This is a genomic window from bacterium, from assembly GCA_016699045.1.
Taxonomy (GTDB): Bacteria; Babelota; Babeliae; order Babelales; family RVW-14; genus AaIE-18.
Window position 1 is genome coordinate 1,218,933 of sequence record CP064957.1, and the last position, 21,395, is coordinate 1,240,327.

18 protein-coding genes and 1 tRNA gene are annotated in these 21,395 nt (G+C 40.1%); 12 read left to right on the top strand and 7 right to left on the bottom strand.

Features of this window, described 5'->3' with window-relative positions; translation table 11 throughout:
• Window positions 1-191 precede the first annotated feature (191 nt).
• The 4 genes from IPF37_05590 to IPF37_05605 form a co-directional block, all read right to left on the bottom strand.
• A tRNA-Gly gene (locus tag IPF37_05590) sits at window positions 192-266 on the bottom strand.
• 86 nt (window positions 267-352) lie between these two features.
• Window positions 353-2,137, bottom strand: coding sequence for a KUP/HAK/KT family potassium transporter (locus IPF37_05595; protein ID QQR49852.1), 1,785 nt, complete (start codon window positions 2,135-2,137; stop codon window positions 353-355).
• 129 nt (window positions 2,138-2,266) lie between these two features.
• Entirely contained in the window at window positions 2,267-3,610 is a 1,344-nt protein-coding gene (locus IPF37_05600; GenBank protein ID QQR48999.1) for a cysteine--tRNA ligase, read from the bottom strand.
• Between the two features lie 25 nt (window positions 3,611-3,635).
• On the bottom strand, window positions 3,636-4,097 hold the full coding sequence (locus tag IPF37_05605; GenBank protein ID QQR49000.1) for a thioredoxin family protein: 462 nt from the start codon (window positions 4,095-4,097) through the stop codon (window positions 3,636-3,638).
• Between the two features lie 156 nt (window positions 4,098-4,253).
• On the opposite strand from IPF37_05605, the gene IPF37_05610 reads away from it, so the two are divergent.
• Together IPF37_05610 and IPF37_05615 are read left to right on the top strand one after the other, a co-directional pair.
• On the top strand, window positions 4,254-4,544 hold the full coding sequence (locus IPF37_05610; GenBank protein ID QQR49001.1) for a hypothetical protein: 291 nt from the start codon (window positions 4,254-4,256) through the stop codon (window positions 4,542-4,544).
• Entirely contained in the window at window positions 4,538-6,169 is a 1,632-nt protein-coding gene (locus IPF37_05615) for a penicillin-binding protein 2 (GenBank protein QQR49002.1), read from the top strand. Before IPF37_05610 ends, IPF37_05615 begins: the two co-directional genes overlap by 7 nt.
• On the opposite strand, the gene IPF37_05620 is transcribed toward IPF37_05615, so the two are convergent.
• Window positions 6,166-6,522, bottom strand: a complete 357-nt coding sequence (locus tag IPF37_05620; GenBank protein ID QQR49003.1) for a YraN family protein — start codon at window positions 6,520-6,522, stop codon at window positions 6,166-6,168. The two genes, IPF37_05615 and IPF37_05620, sit on opposite strands and share 4 nt — an antisense overlap.
• Before the next feature lie 6 nt (window positions 6,523-6,528).
• Complete coding sequence (gene bamD, locus IPF37_05625; protein QQR49004.1) at window positions 6,529-7,341, bottom strand: outer membrane protein assembly factor BamD; 813 nt, start codon at window positions 7,339-7,341, stop codon at window positions 6,529-6,531.
• Between the two features lie 201 nt (window positions 7,342-7,542).
• Here bamD and yidC point away from each other — a divergent pair, with 201 nt between their 5' ends.
• From yidC to lpxC, 7 genes are all read left to right on the top strand, one after another.
• Window positions 7,543-9,135, top strand: coding sequence for a membrane protein insertase YidC (yidC, locus tag IPF37_05630; GenBank protein QQR49005.1), 1,593 nt, complete (start codon window positions 7,543-7,545; stop codon window positions 9,133-9,135).
• A gap of 16 nt (window positions 9,136-9,151) precedes the next feature.
• On the top strand, window positions 9,152-9,751 hold the full coding sequence (gene recR / locus IPF37_05635; protein ID QQR49006.1) for a recombination protein RecR: 600 nt from the start codon (window positions 9,152-9,154) through the stop codon (window positions 9,749-9,751).
• A gap of 62 nt (window positions 9,752-9,813) precedes the next feature.
• Window positions 9,814-12,117 carry an LPS-assembly protein LptD gene (locus IPF37_05640; GenBank protein QQR49007.1) on the top strand — a complete coding sequence of 768 codons (2,304 nt, stop codon included), beginning with the start codon at window positions 9,814-9,816 and terminating at the stop codon, window positions 12,115-12,117.
• A 36-nt stretch (window positions 12,118-12,153) separates the two neighbouring features.
• Window positions 12,154-13,458 carry an aminopeptidase P family protein gene (locus IPF37_05645; GenBank protein QQR49008.1) on the top strand — a complete coding sequence of 435 codons (1,305 nt, stop codon included), beginning with the start codon at window positions 12,154-12,156 and terminating at the stop codon, window positions 13,456-13,458.
• Window positions 13,459-13,609: 151 nt separating this feature from the next.
• Entirely contained in the window at window positions 13,610-15,241 is a 1,632-nt protein-coding gene (locus IPF37_05650) for a CTP synthase (GenBank protein QQR49853.1), read from the top strand.
• 126 nt (window positions 15,242-15,367) lie between these two features.
• Complete coding sequence (gene rplM / locus IPF37_05655; GenBank protein ID QQR49854.1) at window positions 15,368-15,781, top strand: 50S ribosomal protein L13; 414 nt, start codon at window positions 15,368-15,370, stop codon at window positions 15,779-15,781.
• A 98-nt stretch (window positions 15,782-15,879) separates the two neighbouring features.
• Entirely contained in the window at window positions 15,880-16,737 is an 858-nt protein-coding gene (gene lpxC / locus IPF37_05660) for a UDP-3-O-[3-hydroxymyristoyl] N-acetylglucosamine deacetylase (protein ID QQR49009.1), read from the top strand.
• A 74-nt stretch (window positions 16,738-16,811) separates the two neighbouring features.
• Here the strand turns inward: lpxC and IPF37_05665 are convergent, their stop codons facing one another.
• Window positions 16,812-17,963: a site-2 protease family protein gene (locus IPF37_05665; protein QQR49010.1), complete on the bottom strand. Its 1,152-nt coding sequence runs from the start codon at window positions 17,961-17,963 to the stop codon at window positions 16,812-16,814.
• A 471-nt stretch (window positions 17,964-18,434) separates the two neighbouring features.
• Here IPF37_05665 and IPF37_05670 point away from each other — a divergent pair, with 471 nt between their 5' ends.
• The 3 genes from IPF37_05670 to fusA are packed head-to-tail and all read left to right on the top strand — an operon-like array spanning window position 18,435 to window position 21,385.
• The gene (locus IPF37_05670; protein ID QQR49011.1) at window positions 18,435-18,821 is read left to right on the top strand and encodes a 30S ribosomal protein S12; all 387 of its coding nucleotides are present in this window, start codon (window positions 18,435-18,437) and stop codon (window positions 18,819-18,821) included.
• Entirely contained in the window at window positions 18,814-19,296 is a 483-nt protein-coding gene (gene rpsG, locus IPF37_05675) for a 30S ribosomal protein S7 (GenBank protein ID QQR49012.1), read from the top strand. Before IPF37_05670 ends, rpsG begins: the two co-directional genes overlap by 8 nt.
• A 16-nt stretch (window positions 19,297-19,312) precedes the next feature.
• Window positions 19,313-21,385, top strand: a complete 2,073-nt coding sequence (gene fusA, locus IPF37_05680) for an elongation factor G (GenBank protein QQR49013.1) — start codon at window positions 19,313-19,315, stop codon at window positions 21,383-21,385.
• The last annotated feature ends 10 nt before the right edge of the window (window positions 21,386-21,395 follow it).

Sequence of the window (21,395 nt, forward strand, 5' to 3'; positions counted from 1 at the left end):
TAGTAAGTATAAAAAATACGCAATTCAAAATTATGAGCTTTGTTTAAGTAAAGCAAGTTCTAACGTATCAGAAAAGTAACTTGATAAGAATCTTAAACGCTTCAAAACCACTAAAAAGATAACAGAAATAAATTGTTTATGCAATTGAAGGGCTTGTTTTCGCCATAGTATGAACTTTTTTATTTTGAAAATGGAGCGGGAAACGGGATTCGAACCCGCGACCCTTGCCTTGGCAAGGCAATGCTCTACCACTGAGCTATTCCCGCTCGATCTGCTTAATTAACGGTTTAAAATGTATAAGTATTTAAGATGTTTGTCAACATAAAAAACCCCTTTTTGTTTTTATTTTTTGTTACATCTCGACAACAGTTACCACGCCATGCAGCTTATAAGCTGGCAGATTGTAAAATTTGACGGTTGATGGCGTCATCTTTTTTATAACGGAAAACATCTTCCAGAGCGGGTTTTTGGTTACTACTTCTTCAAATCCATAAAAGATAACCTTTGGGTTTATGCCGGCATTATGGAGTATTTTCTCGATATCAACAATTTCCATGTAGCCCATGTGTATTTCAAAAATGCGCAATCCTGGAGCCAAATCACCTTGAAAAAAGCCGATGACGCCAAATGGATTGTCTCTCGTAATAATGGAAATGATGATGTTGTCTTGATAAAGAATGTTATTTTTAAAAATTGTTTGACTTATGTAGGGCGCAATTGGCGTTACTTGTCGTACAAAGTAGAGAGCGGTCCCTTCGATTTGCGGGACTTTTTGACAGATAATAGTGTACTTTTCAAGAAATTTTTCTAGAGGCATAGGTCTGAGGTTTTTTGCCATCTGCTCTCTGCCTTTGGAATAGATGAGAATAATGCTCAGAGGCAGCAGGGCTAGGATGAGTGACAAATAAGCACCGTGAGGAATTTTGATGCTATTGGAAACGAAATATGTGAACGTAAAGCAGGTTAAAATAAGAGAAACACTTGCTTTAAGATAGTTGCGCCGTAAAAAAAAGATCCATGACATCATAATGCCGGTGGTTGTCATGGTGCCTGTCACGGCAAATCCGTAAGCGGCAGCAATTTTATGTGTTTCTTTAAAATGTAAAATAATGCCAATAACAGCTACAAAAATAAACCAGTTAACGGCGCTAACATAAATCTGTGATCTGAATTTGCTGGAGGTATAATCAATTTTAAAGGTTGGTAGTACTTTTGTAGTGATACCTTGATACACGGCAGAAAAAATTCCACTGATCATTGCTTGCGAAGCTACAATTGTTGCGATAACGCTCAGACACACAAAGAGAGAATAAAGGTGAGGGGCTTGATAGTAGATCATTTCATAAAAAACGTGCCGTGCCGATGTGTGGGTAAAAAGGTATGCCCCTTGTCCTAGGTAGGTTAAAATAAGTGCTACGTAAACAAAAATGCCAGCTCGTTGGATTGGTAGGCGGCCTAAATGGCCCATGTCTGCGTATAGAGCTTCTCCTCCTGTAGAGCATAAAATAACGCCAGATAGAATGAAAAATGAAGAAAAGCCATGGTCGATTAAAAATTTAACGGCATAGTATGGGTTGAGTGCGTACAAAACAAATGGTGCCTGTATGAGGGCTACAATGCCTGATGTGGCCAACACCAAAAACCAGATGAGCATTAAAGGACCAAATGCAGCAGAAACTTTATCGGTACCGCGTTTTTGAAATACAAAGAGGCAGATAGCAATAATGCATGCGATGACCATTAAATTAGATTGAGAAATATCTTTTAATGCGGGGATAAGCTGAATGCCTTCAACGGCACTCAAAATACTTATTGCTGGGGTTAAGACTCCGTCGCCAAAAAGCAGTGATATGCCGATATAGGAAAGAAAAGAAACAAAAGCAACTTGGCGGCTTGAAGACAGCAAAGGAACCAAGAGTTCTTTGAGTACAATGGTGCCGCCTTCACCTTTTTTACCCAGGCTCATAGCAAGCATGGCGTATTTTACAAAAACAAGTAGTGTCAATGTCCAGACAATGAGCGAAAGAATGCCTAAAATAGTAAGTTTAGTGATAGGGGTTGTGAGAAAAATAATAGAGATGGTATAAATTGGGCTGGTGCCAATGTCACCAAAAACGAGCCCTAACGATTTGATCATTTCCTTAATTTGTGCGTACAAATCTGATTGAAAAAAAGCAATTCGCGTACTCATAAAATTCTTTATCCTATTAAAAAAAGGTATCTTAACGTAACGGGATGTTACTCATAAATAGATTTTTTTGAATGATCACTTAGCAAGTTTTTTGTCGTTGACCACGTATCCCTTCTGTGTCAGTTGATCTCTGAGTTTATCTGCCAGGGCCCAATCTTTGTTGATGCGGGCTTGTTCTCGTTGGGCAATTAGCGATTCAATTTCTGGAGTTATGGCCACAATTTCTTCCGCCAGTGGTGCCAACGTTAGGCCCATAATATTCTGCAAGATAGAGCGAACAGCGCGTGAAAGTTCAAGTGATTCTTTAATTGTTGCAAAATGTTGAAATAGAATACCGAACATTTTGGGACTATTCAAATCATCGCACAGTGCTTCAATCATTTCTTTGATAATGGGATGGCTGGCAATAAGTTCTGATGCTTGATAATTGAGAGGGGTTGAGAGATGGCCAAAATGAGCAACCAGTTTTTTATAGACTGTTTGTATGCCCTGCAAGGCATCGAAGCTAAAATCGATTGGTGTACGGTAGTGATGCTGTAAAAAGAAATATCGTAAAATCATTGGATCAATTTGTTCAAAAATTTTATCCAAAGCAACCACGTTACCCAATGATTTTGACATTTTTTCTTTGTCGATATTTACAAAAGCATTGTGGAGCCAGTAGCGTGCAAATGGTTGGTGGTGAAGGCTTTCTGATTGAGCGATTTCATTTTCATGGTGAGGGAAAACAAGATCCATGCCGCCGGCATGAATATCTATGGTTTTGCCTAAATATTTTTCTGCCATCGCAGAGCATTCAATATGCCAGCCTGGGCGGCCGTATCCCCACGGGGACTGCCAAAATTCTTGCTGGGCGGTGCCTTTCCAGAGAGCAAAGTCACCAGGTTTTTTTTTCTCTGTGTCAACTTCAATGCGCGCGCCGCTCAAGAGGTCTTCAATCTTGCGGCCTGAAAGTTTGCCATAGTCGGCAAAGCTGGTGATATCAAAATAGACATCGTGTCCCACGATATAGGCATTTTTTTGAGTTATGAGTTGTTCAATGAAAGTTATGATTTGCTTAATGTGTGTGGTAACCAATGGTTCAACTGAAGGGTTTACACAATTAAGTTTTTGCATATCGTTATGAAAAGAGGAGATGTATAGCTGTGAAATTTTAGTGAAATCGGGCTCGTTTTGCGATTCTGCTTTTTTTAAAATTTTATCGTCAATATCAGTAAAGTTTCTGGCATACGTTACGTGGTAGCCAAGAAAACGAAATAAGCGCACCAGGAAATCAAATTGAACATAGCAACGGCCATGCCCAATGTGGGCATGATCGTAGGGAGTAATGCCACAAACGTATAAAGTTAATTGTTTTTCAACGAGTGGTGTAAAAAGTTCTTTTTTCTTTGTTAAGGTGTTGGTGAGTACAATGTTCATATGATTCCTGTGTACTTAGGTTGTTTTAACGGTGAAATTCATTCACTATATCATCAATTTTTTGTTGCAAAGTATTCAGACTCATATCTCCCATTGGTCGTGTTTCGTTGGTACTTAATTCTTTGCCATTTTCAAATACCAAAAATGCTGGCACTCCAGATATTTTATAGTTTTTTGCTAGCTCGGGAGCTTCGTCCAAATTGATTATAGCACAATTTGTATCATTAAGCTCGCTTGCCAGTGTTGAAAAAATTGGTTTCATGATTTTGCAGCTACTGCACCATGTTGAGTGAATCATTACAATTGAAAGTTTTGGGTTCTTGATAAATTTAATAAATTTCTTCTCATTTTTAAGAGACGTAAGATTTTTAAGTTTTTCCATGGTTGCTGGTATTTTACTTTTTGAGATCATGGCGTTGAACCAGGTGCCCCAGTTACAACCAGAAAACACGAGCATTAACATAAGCGCACAAATTATTTGAGTCATGTATAGCAACTCCTTATACGGTTGAGAGGCTTTTTCTCATACTTTCAATTCCTAGACGATACAAAAACAGGACTATTTTTACAATAAACTAGAAAAAATAGCGAAGAGGGCGATAAACTGCTGCAATAAGACTATGCAAAGAAGGAGACAAGGGTTATGATTCGCTTGAGTTTTTTTAAGGTAATGGTTGTTAGTGGGCTGTTCTGTGTGTTTATGCGTATTTATGAGCACAATCAAATAGTGCGCTTGAACTATGCAATACAGCGACTTGAGCATCAGCAACAAACGCTTTTAAAGAAAAAAAATGCTTTGTTAATGCAACGGGAGAATCTTAAATCGTATCATGAAACGTGTGAGTGGGCTTTGCATGTGCAGGGAATGCAGCCGTATGCTTTAAGTAAAGTGATTACGGTGACGGGCCATGCAGCAAAGGAGCTGGTATGTTAAAAAAAGATTATAAGGTTCGCGTTGTAGTCATTTTTTGTACATTTGCAGCGCTATTTGCAGTTATTATTATTCGTCTTTTTCTTTTGCAAATTCGGCAGAAAACTTTTTTTACTCATTTGGCGCAGCATCAGTATCATGTTGAAGTTACGGTGAATCCGGCGAGGGGCGAATTTTTTGATTGCCGGGGCAAGTTATTGGCTTTAAATCAAGAAGTTGCATCAGCCTTTGTGTTGCCAAGTCAGCTTAAAAGTGCCGTTCAGACAAAACGTTTTCTCAAAGAATGCTATCCGAATGCTTATCAACGCATGATTCAAGATCCTCAACGACAATTTTTATGGGTTGAGCGCAAATTGTATGATCAGCGACTGGCCAATTTTAATGAACTGGTAAAAAAATATGGGGTTGAAGATATCCATTTTATTAATGAGCCGCAGCGTTTTTATCCTTACAAAGAGCTTGGACATGTTATTGGGTTTACTGATATTGATAATCGAGGCATTGCTGGGCTTGAATTAATGTATGATAAAATGTTAAAGGGTGCTTCAACGGTGGTTAGTCTTGCTAAAGAAGCGCGTTCTCAAGATTTGTATTTTGAAAAAAAGATCATAAAGAAGGGGTATGCCGGCTCGCCCGTTACCTTGACGCTTGATGCGACGTTGCAATTTTTAGCGTGCCAAGAACTTGAAGAAGCCGTTAATAAGTATCATGCACAGGCGGGTTCAGTTCTTATTATGAATCCAGATACGGGCGAAATTTTGGTGATGGCCAATGTTCCTTCATTCGATCCACACGTGCCGCCAGCATCCCTTGATAGTACAAAAAATAGCATTGTGACGGAATGTTATGAATTAGGGTCGGTTTTTAAAATTTTTGCGGGATTGGCAGCTCTTGAAGATCAGGTTGTTGATTTTGAGGAAATAGTTGATTGTGAGGGCAAGGTCGGTTTTGTGAATGGTTTTCGTGTTGAGAACTGGAAAACGATGTATGAATTGCCATTTCGCGATGTGATTCGTTATTCAAGTAATATTGGTATTGCCAAAATTATGCAACGTGTGGGTTCTTCTTTTTATAACCACTTAGTTAATTTTGGGTTTGGTAAAAAGACGGGTATTAAGTTTCCTGGTGAGCGCGAGGGTTTTGTGAATCATCCCGACAAGTGGTCAGCTTCTTCGTTAATTGTGATGTCGTTTGGTTATGAAATTATGGCAAATTTATTGCAGTTGGGTATGGCTGTTTCGATGATTGCTAACGGAGGGCTTTATGTTATTCCTACGTTGGTAAAGCAAGATACGCCAGCACGGCATCATGATCGTCGCTTGTATCGCTCAGATACCATTGAAAAAGTTAAAGAAATTTTGACGTCAATTGGCGAGAGTTACCAGATACCTGGCTATCGTGTGATGGGCAAGACCGGGACGGCGCGCTTGGTAAAAAATGGCGAATATTCAACAACCAACCACATTTATACCTTTTCGGGCATTATCGAAAAAGATGATTATCGACGGGTTATTGTAACGTTCATTCGCGAGCCAGAGGGCTTTCATCATTATTGGGCGTCACAAATTAGTGCACCACTTTTTAAAAAAGTGGCAGAAAAAATGATTATGCATGAGCGAGGGGCTTAGTTAAACGCGTTAGGGATGTACGTCATTTCATAGTTGGTACCGTTGCTTGTTAGGGCAGCGATATCAAAACGCAGCACTTTGTCTTGTATTTTGTGCTCTAAAATAAAGCTGTAGGCTGTGCGAATGAGCTTTTGCTGCTTGCTGTACGTAACCGTTGTACTGATGGGAAAATAGTTGCTTTTACGTGTTTTGACTTCAACAAAAACAACGAGATCGCCTTTACTAGCTACCACATCAATTTCGCCCCAGCGCTTGCGATAGTTACGAGCGCAAATGGTAAAGCCTTGTCGCTCAAGCCATTGAGCAGTAAATTCTTCACCATTGTTGCCGAGTTCTTTGGTTGGTTTAATCATAAAGGTTTAAAAAGAAAAATCTTTTTTCGTTACTAATGCTTGTGCCATGCGCGTAAATTGTGATTGTGGATGTTCGTTGAGCAGTTTTTCAAGTGAATCTTGGATGGCAGATTCTTTGTTTTCTCGCTGAGCAAGTTTACATTCAAGGTATAACAAGCGTGGTTTTAGCGATTCATTTTTGTCGCCATACATCTTTTGTAGGTTTGCAAGTCGGCCGCGTGCTGCGCGGTAGCATTTTTCTCGTTCTTCTGGAAGAGGAGAAAGATCGCCTTGTTTGAGATAGAAATTGTAGACATAGACTTCTTTGTTGATGAGCTTATGTTCAGATGTGTTTTGGATGTCTAAAACATCTTTGCGGTATTCTTGATAACGCGTTTGTGTCAAATAATCATTGCAGGCGGTAATAACATCTTTAGTGACCGATTGGTCGCAGTCGGTGCGTAGTGTGTGATAAAATTGAGCCAAAATAGAACGGTATTTTGCGTATTCAGCTTTAGCGTCAGATGGATAGTACTGCGTAAAATGTTCATAAAGCTTGTTGGCGGCAGGGTAATCGCCCGTTTTAAAGTACGCGTCGCCAAGGAGTAATTTAAAATTTCCTATGTCGTCGTGGTCGGGGTGTTTGGCAATAATTTTGTCTAAATATTCGATGGCCGCATCGTGCCGTTGGTTGTTCATGGCAGTAAGGGCGTGTTGCTTGAGTTCATCAACATTCATCTCTTCTGCCTCTTTTTGTTTGGCGCAGCCAGAAAAAAACAAGAAGAAAACGGTTACCATAATCGATAAAACGCTAAAGGGAGTATCTTTTCTTACAACCATGTACAATCCTTTTTTGTGCATAAATGGGCAATTACTTAATCACATCTAGCAGTGTACGAAATTCTTGAATTTTTGCAAAATTGTATGACTTAAAATAAATTTAATTAAAAATAATCACTTCAGCTGGCGGCGATGCGAATTCTTTGATAGACTTGCACTTTCAGAAAAGCGCTTATGGTAAAGTACATTAAAAGGATGTTCATGGACAGAAAGCTTATTTATTCCGTTATTCTTTCGTGTTTGACTGTGTGGGGGTTTCATTATTTTTTTGGGCATAAAGCGGCGGTTGAACAAGGCGTTGTGGCAGTTGGGCAGCAAGCAGAAGTGGTTACTGGTAATGCGATTCGTGTGCCTGCAGTTGAAAATTTACACAAACAATTGCAGCTTGATCCAAATATTAACGAACAAAAGAGTGTAGGCGAAGAAGTTTTGGTTACGCTTAAGACCGATTTGGTTGAAGCGACTTTTTCAAGTTTTGGCGGCGTGTTGAAAAGCATGAGCTTCTTACAGCATCAAGGCAAGCAACATGAGCCATTGCAAACCCTTGCTACGCATAAAGTGCTTAAAGAATCCAAGTTGCAACATTCTTGTTTCTTGTTGGCGTTTGAAGAAAATACGCCGTACAACTATTCTTTGCTTGATCATCATCAAGATAATGATAAAGAAGTAGTGGTGTTTGGTACGCAGTATGCTGGCTGGCAGATTAAAAAAAGCTATACCTTGCACAAGGACAGCTACAAAGTTGATGTGGTATTAGATTTTATCCCACAGGGTAGAGTTCAGCCGCTTAGTCCGCGGCTTTATTTTATGGCGCCGTATAGCCCAGAACTGGTTGATGACGTTATTCAGCCAATTATGTTCAACGAACGGAATGCATCGCTTGATATTAAAACGTTAGACGATGTTCAAGGGTTGGCTTGGTATTGGGCTGGCAAGCGCATTATTTTTGGTGCAAGTGACCGTTATTTTGCCCACACGTTAGTGAGTGATGACAATAAATTTGTACAACGAGCTTATTATAATATTGTCGATCAATCCGCTGTTATGCCGATTCTTGAAGGTTATCAAGTGACTGAAGCCAAGACGTGTGCGATGTCATTTTATATTGGTCCAAAAGTGTATGATCACTTAGCAGCTGTTGACGAACAATTAACCGATATTATGTCTTTTGGCTGGCTTTCATGGTTGTGTAAGCTTATGCTTAAGCTTCTTGATTATGTGTATAATTTTGTTGGAAACTATGGGTTAGCGATTATTGTTTTGAGCATTTTGTTGCGGTTGCCATTTTTGCCCCTTTCTTTTTATTCCCGTGGCATTATGGAATCGTATCAAAAGCATCAACCATTTATTCAACGCATTCGAGTTAAATTTAAAAATAATCCGCAGCAGATGCAGCAAGAAATTATGCGTTATCATCAGGATCATAATTTGCCGGTTGCTGCACCATTGATTGGCTGTTTGCCTATTTTATTGCAGTTGCCGATATTATTCTCATTGTATCGTGTTTTAAGTAACTATCTTGATTTGTACCAAGCGCCATTTTTTGGCTGGATTGTTGATTTGTCTGCAAAAGATCCGTTGTATGTTTTACCTATTTTAATGGGGCTTTCCATGGTTTGGCAACAAAGTCTGACTCCTGGCAGTGATGGCCGCCAGCGCGTGGTGATGGGCTTTTCAGCTTTGGTTATGACGGTTGTTTTTGCTGGATTTCCCGCAGGGCTTGTGCTGTATTGGTTTATGAATAATATCTTGACGATTGCTGAAGATTATCTGCGTCGTCTTGTTGTTAGATAATATTTAAAGGAAGCCCGTGTTTGAGCTTTCTCCAACATTGCAAAAATTGGTACGGCAGCTGAATAAGGTGCCGTACCTTGCATCAAAAAATGTCTATCGAGTTGCTATGTATTTCTTAAACAGCAGCCAAGAACAAGTTGAGCAATTGTGCCGAACTATTATTGAAGCAAAAGAAGTTATTAAACCGTGCGAGGTTTGCTTTAATTGGACGGAAGGACAGGCATTGTGTTCGATATGCACCTCAACTCAACGAAAAAAATCAACCGTTTGTATTGTTGAAACGTGGTATGATTTATACGCGCTTGAACGAGCTGGCGAGTTTAATGGTGTGTACCATGTTTTGGGTGGTTCATTGTGTCCCTTGGAAGGTATCGGGCCTGAAAATCTTACCATAGAGCCTTTAGTTAAACGATTAGATGGTTCAATTACTGAGCTTATTTTTGCGACGAATGCAACGCCAGAAGGTGAGGCGACGGCGAGTTATATTTTTTCAAAAATAAAACATACTGGGGTTGCTGTTTCAAAATTGGCGAGTGGTATGCCAACGGGTTCAAGCCTGGAACATATGGATCGTATTACGTTGTGTAAAGCGTTGTCGGGTAGAAGGCCGTTTTGAAATTACGTCAATACATTCTTTTTTTAGCCTTGTTTTTTTTTTCTTCTTTTCTTCATTCTGTTGTGCACAACGTAGCAGAATCTGTTAAAAATTTAACCATCAAAAGCCTTGCTCAGTCGGTGCAAAATCAAGATATTATTATCTTTGAGGGGCAGGTTGAGGCGCTGATTGGCAAGACGTTTCATTTGTGGGCCGATCGTGTTCACGTTGATAAAAAAAATCTCATTGCTACAGCGGCTGGCGGATCTAGGACTCCCGTGAAACTTGAAAGTAATGATTTTGTTATGTTGGCTGATGAACTTGTGCTCGATCTTGCAAAAAAAACGGGGCATGCTAAAAACTTAAAAATTCATATTCAAGAAGGCTTTTTGTCGGCTGATCGAGCAGAAAAAAAGAGTGATAATGAGTGGAGCATGCGCGATATGGTTTATACCGCATGTGACGCAGATCACAGCCATTGGCACTTGTCGGCCGTGCATGCGTATGTAAAAAGCAACTATCTGGTCTGTGTTTCTGGTGTTTTGTTGCGCGTTGGCGGGCTACCAATTTTTGGATTGCCACGTATGGCGTTTCCTATTCAAGGCCATTCGCATTCGGGTTTTTTGATACCAAAAATTTATTTTGATTATGATAATGGGTTTGGCTTTAAGCAGGAATATTATCAGTATTTTGGCCCGCATGCCGATACAACACTTGGCATCGATTGGAATGATCAAAAAGGGATTGTATTTACTGATGAGTTTCGTTGGGCTCGATCGCCAGAAAGTTATGCGCTTTTCAAGGGGCATTATGCCATTGTACAGAATGCGTACAAACAAGAGAGTGGCAAGATTTTTTCAGGCACCCAGCATCGTTACTGGGTCGAAGGTAAAGATTTTTATTCATTTGATCTGCCGGCTCTTAAGGCACACGTAAGCAGTCTTTTGTGTGTTGATTTTGGGACTGATAAGCGGATTGGGTACCAATTTTTTAATACCATTCAAGATATCGATGATGTGTTTTATAACGCATGGCTTTTTCGTATTTTATGGCCGCGGGATGTGATCAATTTGGGCATGGGCCGGACAAGAACACAACGGCAACAGTTTGCAGATTTATCGGGAAATGAAAAAGAAATTCTGAATGGCTTGGTAACGGTTGCTCAGCTGAGTGATCCCAAAATTACGCCGCCGCTTGTTCAAAAAAAAGAATATGAAAATCGAGTGATTATTACGCAGCTGCCGTATTTTTCTTGGAATTCTGCTTATGCAAGGTGGGGTGGAATTTTTGCGTGGCGGCACGATTTATTTGTCGATCAAATTGATTATCGCGAAGAAGAATTAGCGCGATTGTTTGTTTATTCGTTGTTTGAAAGTGAAGAAAATATTGTTCCGCTTAATCATGCAATGTTGGTGCGGTTGAATTATCAATCGTGGCTGCAAGCTCTTTTTCCGTGGGCGGGTCATGCACTTCGCGTTGCGGTTCAGCCAGTGGCTCAGGTTCGTAGTTTGATAGAAAAAGACCGATATTTAAACAATAATGTTATTGAAAAGCGCTTGTTCGCGCACGGTTCATGGCGCTTATTTGCAACTAGTTTGGTTGAGTGGTCACTGCCAGAGCTATCATTTACGAGCGAGTCGTGGCGGAGTAATTATTTTGTGCAGCCGCTGGTGCGTTGGGAATATGTGCCACGCTTTGATCAGGATCATTGGTTTTATATCGATAAGCTTGATCGATTTTATGCACAAAATGAAATTAGTGCGGGCTTAAGCACGTCGATGATGCTGAATGATGTTGGGCTTGATATTGAAGTAACGCAAGGATACGATTTTAATCGGCAGTGCGATATTTTTCCATTAAAAAGAGGGGTTGGCGCTAGTCGTTTTTTACCCTTTCATTGTTCAGCGTCTTTGCAGCATTCGTGCTTACAATCAAGCGTTACGCAAGAGTGGGATATTTATGCCGGTAAATTGATGCATTCTTATTTTTTAAATGAGTTTTTAGCCGATCGAGTGAGTTTGGGGGCTGGCTATTTGTATCAAGCGCCTGATGCTCAGCGGCGTTGGGGGCTGCTTGCTAACACACCACATTTTTTAATATTTAATGGTTCGATGCCATTGAGCAAGCAATTTGCGGTTCATTATGATGGACAGTTTTATGCAGAAAAGGGCAAGCAATTTTTTGGATTAGCTCAAATTAAGCCTTTGTTGCATAAAGTACGCCTTGAGTATGAAGGTCATTGCTGGGGTTTTTATGTGGGCTATGAAGAGAAAAAATATCGAGAAATAGGTATTGAGAAAAGTGAACGGGCGTTGATTTTTTCTTTGCGGCTTGATTCTCTGGGTTCATTTGCCAAAAAATTTAAACGACCTAAACTTCATCAATAAAAGTCATTAATTTATGAGTACCGTTCTGGAAAGAGGATGATTGATACCATGCTTAAACTCGACTATGCGCGTTTTAAAAATCGCCGAAAAAAATTACGAGAATTTATTAAAAAACAGTATCCAGAGCTTGATAAGGGTGTTTTTGTTTTAGGCGCTGGCTTTGAACAAGAGCGACATCGTTTTCGTCAAGAGAGCTCGTTTTTTTATTTGACCGGGCTTCATGAGCCGGCGGCGGTTTTGTGTATGTATCTTGATGGCCGTGAAGTTTTGTATCTTCCAAATTTTGGGAATGAACGTGCAAAATGGGTGGAAGTTCATATTGATATACTAACTGATCCAGCGCTTGTTGGCGTTGACGCCATTTGTCATTTGAGTGAGCCTGTGCGTGGTTACTCGTATTCACCTTTTTTTGATGCTGCTTCTTATCAGCACTTGTTAAAAGATTTGGAACCGTATATTGCTAGTGACGCGCCATTGTTGACGCTACTTGATACTAATGCGCCGTATTTTGAACAAATTAAGCTTGTTGAAAAATGGTTAGAACATTTACCGCATAGTAAAAACCATGTCAAAGATGTTGCGCCGTTGCTCCATCATTTGCGTCGGATTAAAGATGAGCATGAATTGAGTGAGCTTGTAAAAGCTGTGGCCATTACCGAAAAGGCTCAATATAAGGCTCTGGAAGCTATTAAGCCGGGTGTTTATGAATATCAAATACGAGCAATTATTGAACATACCTTCATTGAACAAGGAGCTACGCGACCATCGTTTCCAAGTATTGTGGCCAGCGGCAAAAATTCAACCGTGTTGCATTATACTGCTAGTGGCAGGCAGCTTGAAAAAAATGATTTGGTCGTTGTTGATATTGGTGCTGAGTATGGTTGTTATGCGGCTGATTTAACGCGAACCTATCCAGTTGGAGGAGTGTTTTCTCCGCGACAGCGTGAAATTTATGAAGCGGTACTGGCAACACAAGAATATGTTGCCGCGTGTGCAAAACCTGGGATGTTTTTGCGAAATAGCCAGCAAAAAGAACAATCGCTCCATTATTTAGCGGTAGAGTTTTTACGAAAGCGTGGTTTTGCTCAGTATTTTCCGCATGGGCTTGGCCACTATTTAGGACTTGATGTTCACGACGTTGGCGACTATACCCGTCCGCTTGAAGTAGGCGATGTTTTTACCATTGAGCCGGGCATTTATATCCCAGCAGAATCGTTGGGCGTGCGCATTGAGGATGATTATGTTATGCGTGCTCATGGCGTGGAATGTTTAAGTGCTGCCCTCCCCAAAAAAATTGATGAGATTGAAGCGTTAATGGTCAAACAAACAAGAAAAATTTAGAAATTTTCTTGTTTGGAAATAAAATTTTGGCATAAATATTTGTTTAGGGTAGACTTTAAACAATTTGTGTTAATTTAGAAGAAGAAGATTTAATGGCGTTTTTTAACGATGAAGCCGGGGTAGCGTGGATCTTAAAAACTTAACGTATGAAGTGCGTAAAAAAGGGACGAAGTTTATTGTAGTTACCGGTGGTGTTTGTTCTTCAATTGGCAAGGGTGTGTTGGTTTCATCATTGGGTGTTTTGCTTAAGAATGCAGGCTATTCTGTTTCGGTAATTAAGTGGGATCCCTACTTAAATGTTGATCCCGGTACTATGTCACCACTTGAGCATGGCGAGGTTTTTGTTACGCATGATGGGGCTGAAACAGATCTTGATTTGGGCCATTATGAGCGTACTTTGGGTATAAGTTTATCGCGTGATTCGTCAGTTTCTTCTGGCCAAATCTTTAAAAGTATTTTAGATGGTGAGCGTGAAGGTAAATTTCTTGGTAAATGTATTCAACTGGTGCCGCATGTTGTTGATGCGATTAAATCGCGGCTTTTTGCATTTGCTTTAAATCACGATGTTGATTTTGTTTTGCTTGAAATTGGTGGGACGGTTGGCGATATTGAAGGTAAAGTTTTTCTTGAAGCGATTCGTCAAATTCGGAGTGATCTGCAACCAGCACATATATTTCATGGTCATTTAAGTTATGTTCCACGTTTAGAATGGACTGGTGAAGTTAAAACGAAGCCAACCCAGCATAGCGTTAACGCGTTAAAAGAAGAGGGCCTGGTGCCTGATTGTATCTTTTTACGTGCTGCTTTTGCCATTGGGCAGCAGCAGCGTCGTAAGCTTGCAACGATGTGTGGCGTAGCTGAAGATTTGATTTTTGAAGTTTTAACTTATAAGCCTGTTTATCCGTTGTTTATTGATTTGCAAAAACAAGGGGTGAGTAAGCGTATTCAGGAGTATTTTGGTATTTTGGCGGCAAAGTCATCAAATTTATCACAGTGGCAAGAGCTTATTGATCGTATCAATGCTTGCAAAAAGGTTGTTAAAGTTGCTTTGGTAGCAAAATATGTTGGCAGTAATGATCCATACATCAGTGTCATTGAAGCGATTAAGTCTGCCGGCTATGCGCATGATGTTGCGATTGATATAGTAGTCATAGACGCTGAAAAGCTTGAAGGGGCTCGCAATTCCGAAAATTGGGATTTATTAAAGTCTGTTGATGGAATTATTATTCCGGGTGGTTTTGATAAGCGTGGCGGAGAGGGCAAAATGGCGGCCGTACGTTGGGCGCGTGAACAGAATGTGCCATATTTAGGTTTGTGCCTGGGTATGCAGGTTATGCTCATAGAATTTGGTCGGTCTCTCGTTCAGCTTGAGCAAGCAAATACGACGGAATTTGATAAAAATACTCCTCATCCGGTGATTTCTTTACTTGAAGAGCAGGCAAAGGTAGTGACAAAAGGGGCATCAATGCGGCTTGGAGAATATGCTTGTAAATTAGTACCCGGCACCAAATCGGCCCAGGCTTATGGGCAAGATGTGGTTTCAGAACGGCATAGGCATCGGTATGAATTTAACAATAAATACAAGGCTGCCTATGAGGCACAGGGGGTTGTTTTTGCTGGACTTAACCCTGAATCAGGACTTGTTGAAATTGCCGAATTACAAGGACATCCGTTCATGGTTGGGGTGCAATTTCATCCTGAGTTTTTGTCAAGTCCGCTTAAGCCGCATGCATTGTTTAAGGCTTTTGTTGGCGCCGTTCTTGAACAAATAAATAAGAAGTAAGTATTAATCTATTTGACCGCTGCGTTTTTTTGTTCTAAAATTGGTAGTAAATCATCCAAAATTGTTAGTAAATCATTGATTTTTTAGATAAAATAGCTTTTTCTTAAGGGCCAAGTCACCATGAATATGAATAAAACGTTTATGTTAAGAAAAGAAGATCGTAAGCCAGAATGGCATGTGATTGATGCTTCAGGGCTTGTTTTGGGACGTCTTGCGACGCGCGTTGCTGATGTTTTGCGCGGCAAAAATCGCCCAGAATTTACGCCGCATGAAGATGCTGGTGACTATGTTGTTATCATCAACTGTGAAAAGATTATGTTGACTGGTGATAAAGTAAACCAAAAGATTTATACCGCATTTTCTGGTTTTAGAGGCGGTCTTAAGAAATTGACAGCGCGTCAAGTTTTTGATAGAGATCCAGCCATGATTATTGAAAAGGCTGTTAAGGGTATGTTGCCAAAAAATAAATTGAGCGACAGAATCATTAAAAAATTGAAAGTCTATAAAGGCTCTGAGCATCCTCATCAAGCTCAAATTTAATCGAGACTTTCTAGAGTTTAGTAAATAAAAAAAGCAGCTGCAAGGCTGCTTTTTTTTATGAATATGCGTAATTCTATTAGTAACTTTTTGGCAGGGCAATGAATACAGTACAGCAGACATTAAAACAAGAACTTGTTTTTTCAGGCATTGGGGTACATTCGGGCCTCTTTTCATCGGTTAAGTTAATTCCTGCACCAGCTGATACGGGCATTGTTTTTCGACATGAACAATTTCCAGATGATTCCTTTTGTGTTGGTAAGGTTGTGCCTGAAATTGCGTTACATGCTACTGTTATTAAGCATGGTAAGTGGATGATTAGTACCATCGAACACTTAATGGCGGCTTTAATGATGATGAGCGTTGATAATGTTATTGTTGTTGTTGACGGGGTCGAAATTCCTATTCTTGACGGCAGTGCGTTTCCGTTTGTTCAAGGGATTATGCATAGTGGCTTACAGCCTCAGAATCAGTTAAAAAAATTTCTGACGCCAACGCGTGTTTTAACATTTGAGCTTGAAGATCGCTTTTTGCAAATTTCACCTGCTGTTTCAGGTTCTGATCCCATGCTTTTTATTGATTATACCGCTGAGTTTGATAATCATACCAAAAATGTAGCGCAGCTGAGTGGGGTAGTTACACAAGATTTTTTTGAGCGTGAAGTAGCACCTGCTCGAACTTTTGGTTATGTTGGGCAGTTGCCATTTTTAAGAAAACATGGTTTGGCTCAGGGAACATCGCTGGGGAATACTGTTGTTGCTGGGGACGAGGGGTATATAAATGATGTGCGGTATCATGATGAATTTGTTCGCCATAAATTTTTAGATTTGATTGGTGATTTGAGTTTGTTGGGGCGATCGCTTATTGGTTCTATTTCTGCCAGAAAGACGGGGCATAGTTTTAATCGGTTGGTGATTCAACATTACTGTCAGCATCCAACTGAGTGGCTTGTGATTTAAAAATTAAACTAAATTTTATGCTAAAAAAAGGCGCCGTTTAAACGGCGCCTTTTTTGTTTGTGAAAAAGTTATGATTAGCTAAAGAATGTTATTATTTTGTGGTATAGACTGGCGATGGTGGCACCAAAAACGGAAACAATGTCTTTGTAGGTTAAGTAGGCAAAAAGTACTGCAAACATACCGAATGAAAGAATGTTAACGCCGATGCGTAACCACTCAGGGGCGGGACGTCTGATGATGGCTTCTACGGTTACAAAAAAAAGTTGACCGCCGTCGGTAACACCGAGCGGCAAAAGATTAATTAGGGCCAAGTTTATGCTGATGAGTGCGAGAAAAACTAAGAGTGGCAAAATGCCATATTGAGCTTGGTTAAACATTTGAGCCATGATTTGAATGGGGCCACCAGCGCCTTCAAGGCTGCGTTGGGCAAAAAGCATTTTAAAGCCGCAAGCGGTGTTGTAGATCCAAAGATTGGTTTGTTTGATGCCTTTTTGTATTGCTTCAAGAATTGGCAATTGTGGAATAGGAAGATCAAAATAGGCACCAATGGCACCATAACTTTTGCCTTCAATTATCTTTTCATCAATTTTAACGGATACTTTGTGGGCTTTTTTTTCGTTGATTGAGAGGACTTTAAGTGTGATTGTTTGATTTGGGTTTTGTTGAATAATTTCGATTAATTTTGGATAACTTTCTACTGGTGACAGGTCGATGGCATCAACTTTGAGTAATTTGTCACCAGCTTTTAATCCGGCAATTTCTGCAGCGGAAGATTTTTTGATGTTAGAAATCATGATGTTTTGGTTTGATGAGCCAATCGTGAACACAAGGCAGGCAACTAAGTAGGCAAAGGTCAAATTGAAGATAATGCCACCAGAAAGAACCAAGAATTTCTGCCAGTAAGGTTTGTTGTCAAAAGATGTGTTGCTTCTATCTTTGGCGAATTGTTGTTCGCCTTGACCTGGTTCTGCAAGGCCAGCGATTTCTACGTAGCCACCAAGAGGGAAGGAGGCTATTTTGAAGGTTGTTTGGCCTATTTTTTTTTCTAGTCCCCATAGGGTTGGGCCAAAGCCAACAGAAAAAGTTGGGGTATGGATGCCAAATATTTTACAAAATAAAAAATGGCCAAGTTCGTGAACAATGATGAGAAGACTGAAGCCAATAACGGCGCCAGCCAAAGGAAGAATTTTGGATTGGATTAGGCTTAGTAACGTACATAATGCCATCGTTTTTCCTCAAATTAGATAGTTTTTTAGTTAAATATGACAGTTTTGACCATTATTGCATATTTTTCTAAAAAAACTATTTTTTGATTTATTATTTCATATTGTATTTTTGGAAAAGAAAAAATATTTAACAAAGGTCTGTGACAAAGAGGCAAAGATGTCGGCAAGCTCGGGCAAAACGGGGTTAATGGGGTGTGTTGATATATTTTTACTTGAAAAAAGTATAAAAAAATATAAAATTAAGTGGATTTATTGTATTACTCTGTGCTTTTCTTTTTGGCTATCTCGTGGTATTATCGATAGCTTGGTAACCCCTTGAAGTAGCGCACTGGCCACAAAATAGTGAGCTAGTTGTTTCAAGAAAGGCGCCATGTACAATGTATGCGTAGTTTTAGTGATAATGTGCTTGCCTCGCGTGAGTTGGGTGCATTTGTTTTTGGGTAGTTGTTAATCAGATGGGATTGTAAGATTATGCCTACGATAAACCAGCTTGTTCGATCTAAGCGAAAAAATGTGAAAGAAAAGACGAAGTCGCCAGCGTTAAACGCTTGTCCTCAGCGACGTGGTGTTTGTGTTCGTGTGTACACGCAAACGCCTAAAAAACCTAACTCTGCATTGAGAAAAGTTGCTCGTGTTAAGTTAACGACTGGAAAAGAAATAACTGCTTATATTCCAGGTGAAGGTCACAACTTGCAAGAGCACTCTGTTGTTCTGGTTCGCGGGGGAAGAGTAAAAGACTTGCCTGGTGTTCGTTATCACATCGTCAGAGGAACGCTTGATGCGGCAGGTGTAGATGGACGTAAGCAAAGTCGTTCACTTTATGGTGCTAAACGTAAGAAGGGTGCTGCTAATGCCTAGACGTAAAACAAAAGTTTTAAAGAGAGAAATTGGTGTTGACCCACGTTTTCAATCTCAATTAGTTCAAAAATTTATTAACGTTGTTATGCAATGTGGTAAAAAGAATATTGCTCGCGCCATTGTTTATGAAGCATTCGATGTTATGGTAGCAAAATTGAGCGGTGATCAAAGCAAAGTTTTTGCTTTGTTTGAAAAAGCAATCGGTCAAGTTAAGCCTTTCGTTGAAGTTAAGTCTCGTCGTGTTGGTGGCGGTGTTTACCAAATACCTGTTGAAGTTCGCGTAAATCGTGCGACAACTTTAGCGTTCCGTTGGATAATTGATGCTGCTTCAAAGCGCTCAGATAAAACAATGGGCAAGCGTCTTGCGCATGAATTGCTTGATGCTATCGATGGCCATGGTAATGCGGTGAAGAAGAGAACTGACGTACATAGAATGGCTGAAGCAAATAGAGCATTCTCGCATTATGCTTGGTAAATTTTAGGGATATGCGATGAGCAAAAATTTAGATAAATTTAGAAATATAGGCATCATGGCTCATATTGACGCTGGTAAGACCACCGTTACTGAGCGCATTTTGTTCTTCACCGGTGTTTCTCATAAAATTGGTGAGGTTCATGAAGGTGCAGCAGTTATGGACTGGATGGAACAAGAGCGTGAGCGCGGGATTACTATTACGTCTGCTGCGACGACATGTTTTTGGCAAGATCATCAAATTAACATTATTGATACACCTGGTCACGTAGATTTTACCATTGAAGTAGAGCGTTCGTTACGAGTGCTTGATGGTGCCGTAGGTGTTTTTTGTGGCGTTGGTGGTGTTCAACCTCAATCTGAAACGGTATGGCGACAAGCTGATCGTTACAAAGTGCCTCGTATTGCTTTTGTTAATAAGCTTGATAGAACAGGTGCTGATTATTTTGCAGTTGTTCAAGAAATTGATGAAAGATTGCATGGCAATCCTTTGGCGATGCAAATTCCGGTTGGGCATTCCGAAGATTTTGCCGCGGTTATTGATGTTTTGACCAAGAAAATGGCAACCTTTGATGAAAAAGGTGTTGTTACTTGGGAAGAGGTTCCTGTTGAGTATCAAGAAGAGCTTGCTAAGCGTTATGAAGCTATTGTTGAAAGAGCGTGCGATTTTGACGATGTTTTGGCTGAAAAATATCTTGATGGTGAAGCATATACTTTAGTGGAAGTCAAAAAGGCTTTGCGTAAGGGTGTTTTGGCTCAAGAAGTAACGCCTGTTTTTTGTGGTAGTGCTTTTAAAAATAAAGGTGTTCAGCAATTGCTTGATGCAGTTGTTGATTATCTGCCATCACCACTAGACGTTCCGGCAATTGAGGGAGTAAATCCTGAAACCGAACAAGCTGAAAAGCGTTATCCAAATGAAACAGATCCATTGTGTTGTTTAGCATTTAAGATCATGGTTGATCCATTTGTTGGTTCATTAACGTTTGCTCGTATTTATTCGGGTACGCTTGATACTGGTTCATACGTTTATAACGTTGGCAAGGGCAAGCGTGAACGTGTTAGTCGTATTATGAAAATGCATGCCAATAAGCGTGAAGACATGAAGACAGCTTCTGCTGGCGACATCGTTGCTATTATTGGTGTTAAAGACGTTATCACGGGTGATACGCTTACTGATGAGAAGTTCCCTGTGTTGCTGGAAAGTATTAATTGTCCTGAGCCGGTTATTGGTGTTGCTATTGAACCAAAAGGTAAGGGCGATTATGAAAAAATGGTTATTGCTTTGCGTAAGCTTATGCAAGAAGATCCTTCCTTTAGATTTACCTACAATGAAGAGACGGGACAAACCATTATTGAAGGAATGGGTGAGCTTCATCTTGAAATTATCGTTGATCGTTTAAAGCGTGAGCATAAAATTGAATCAAACGTTGGTAAAGCTGAAATTGCTTATAAAGAAACGATACAATCGTCAGTTGAAGTTGAAGGTAAGTTTATTCGTCAATCAGGCGGTCATGGTCAATATGGACATGTTTGGTTGCGTGTTGCGCCTCTTGAGCGCGGTACTGGTATTAAATTTACCAATGAAATCGTTGGGGGTTCTATTCCAAGAGAATTTATACCTGGTATCGAAAAAGGTATAAAAGAAGCTACTGCAACTGGTGTTTTGGCTGGGTATCCAGTTGTTGACGTTCAAGCGACTGTTTATGATGGTTCGTATCACGACGTTGACTCATCTGAGCTTGCATTTAAAATAGCTGCTTCTATGGCATTCCGTGATGGTATGTCCAAGGCGTCGCCAGTTATTTTAGAGCCTATTATGAAAGTTGAAGTAGTGGCGCCTGATGAAAATTTGGGTGACGTTATGGGAGACTTGAATTCAAGGCGTGGAAGAATTTTGGGAATGGATTCAAGAAAAGGCATGCAGGTTATATCAGCAGAAGTTCCACTTGGGGAAATGTTTGGTTACGCTACAGCGGTGCGTTCGCTGACTCAGGGTAGGGCAACTTATTCAATGCAATTTGAAGTTTATCGAGAAGTCCCTAAGAGTGTTCAAGAAGAAATTGTCGGAAAAAATAACGGTACAAAAAAATAGGTCGTCCTTA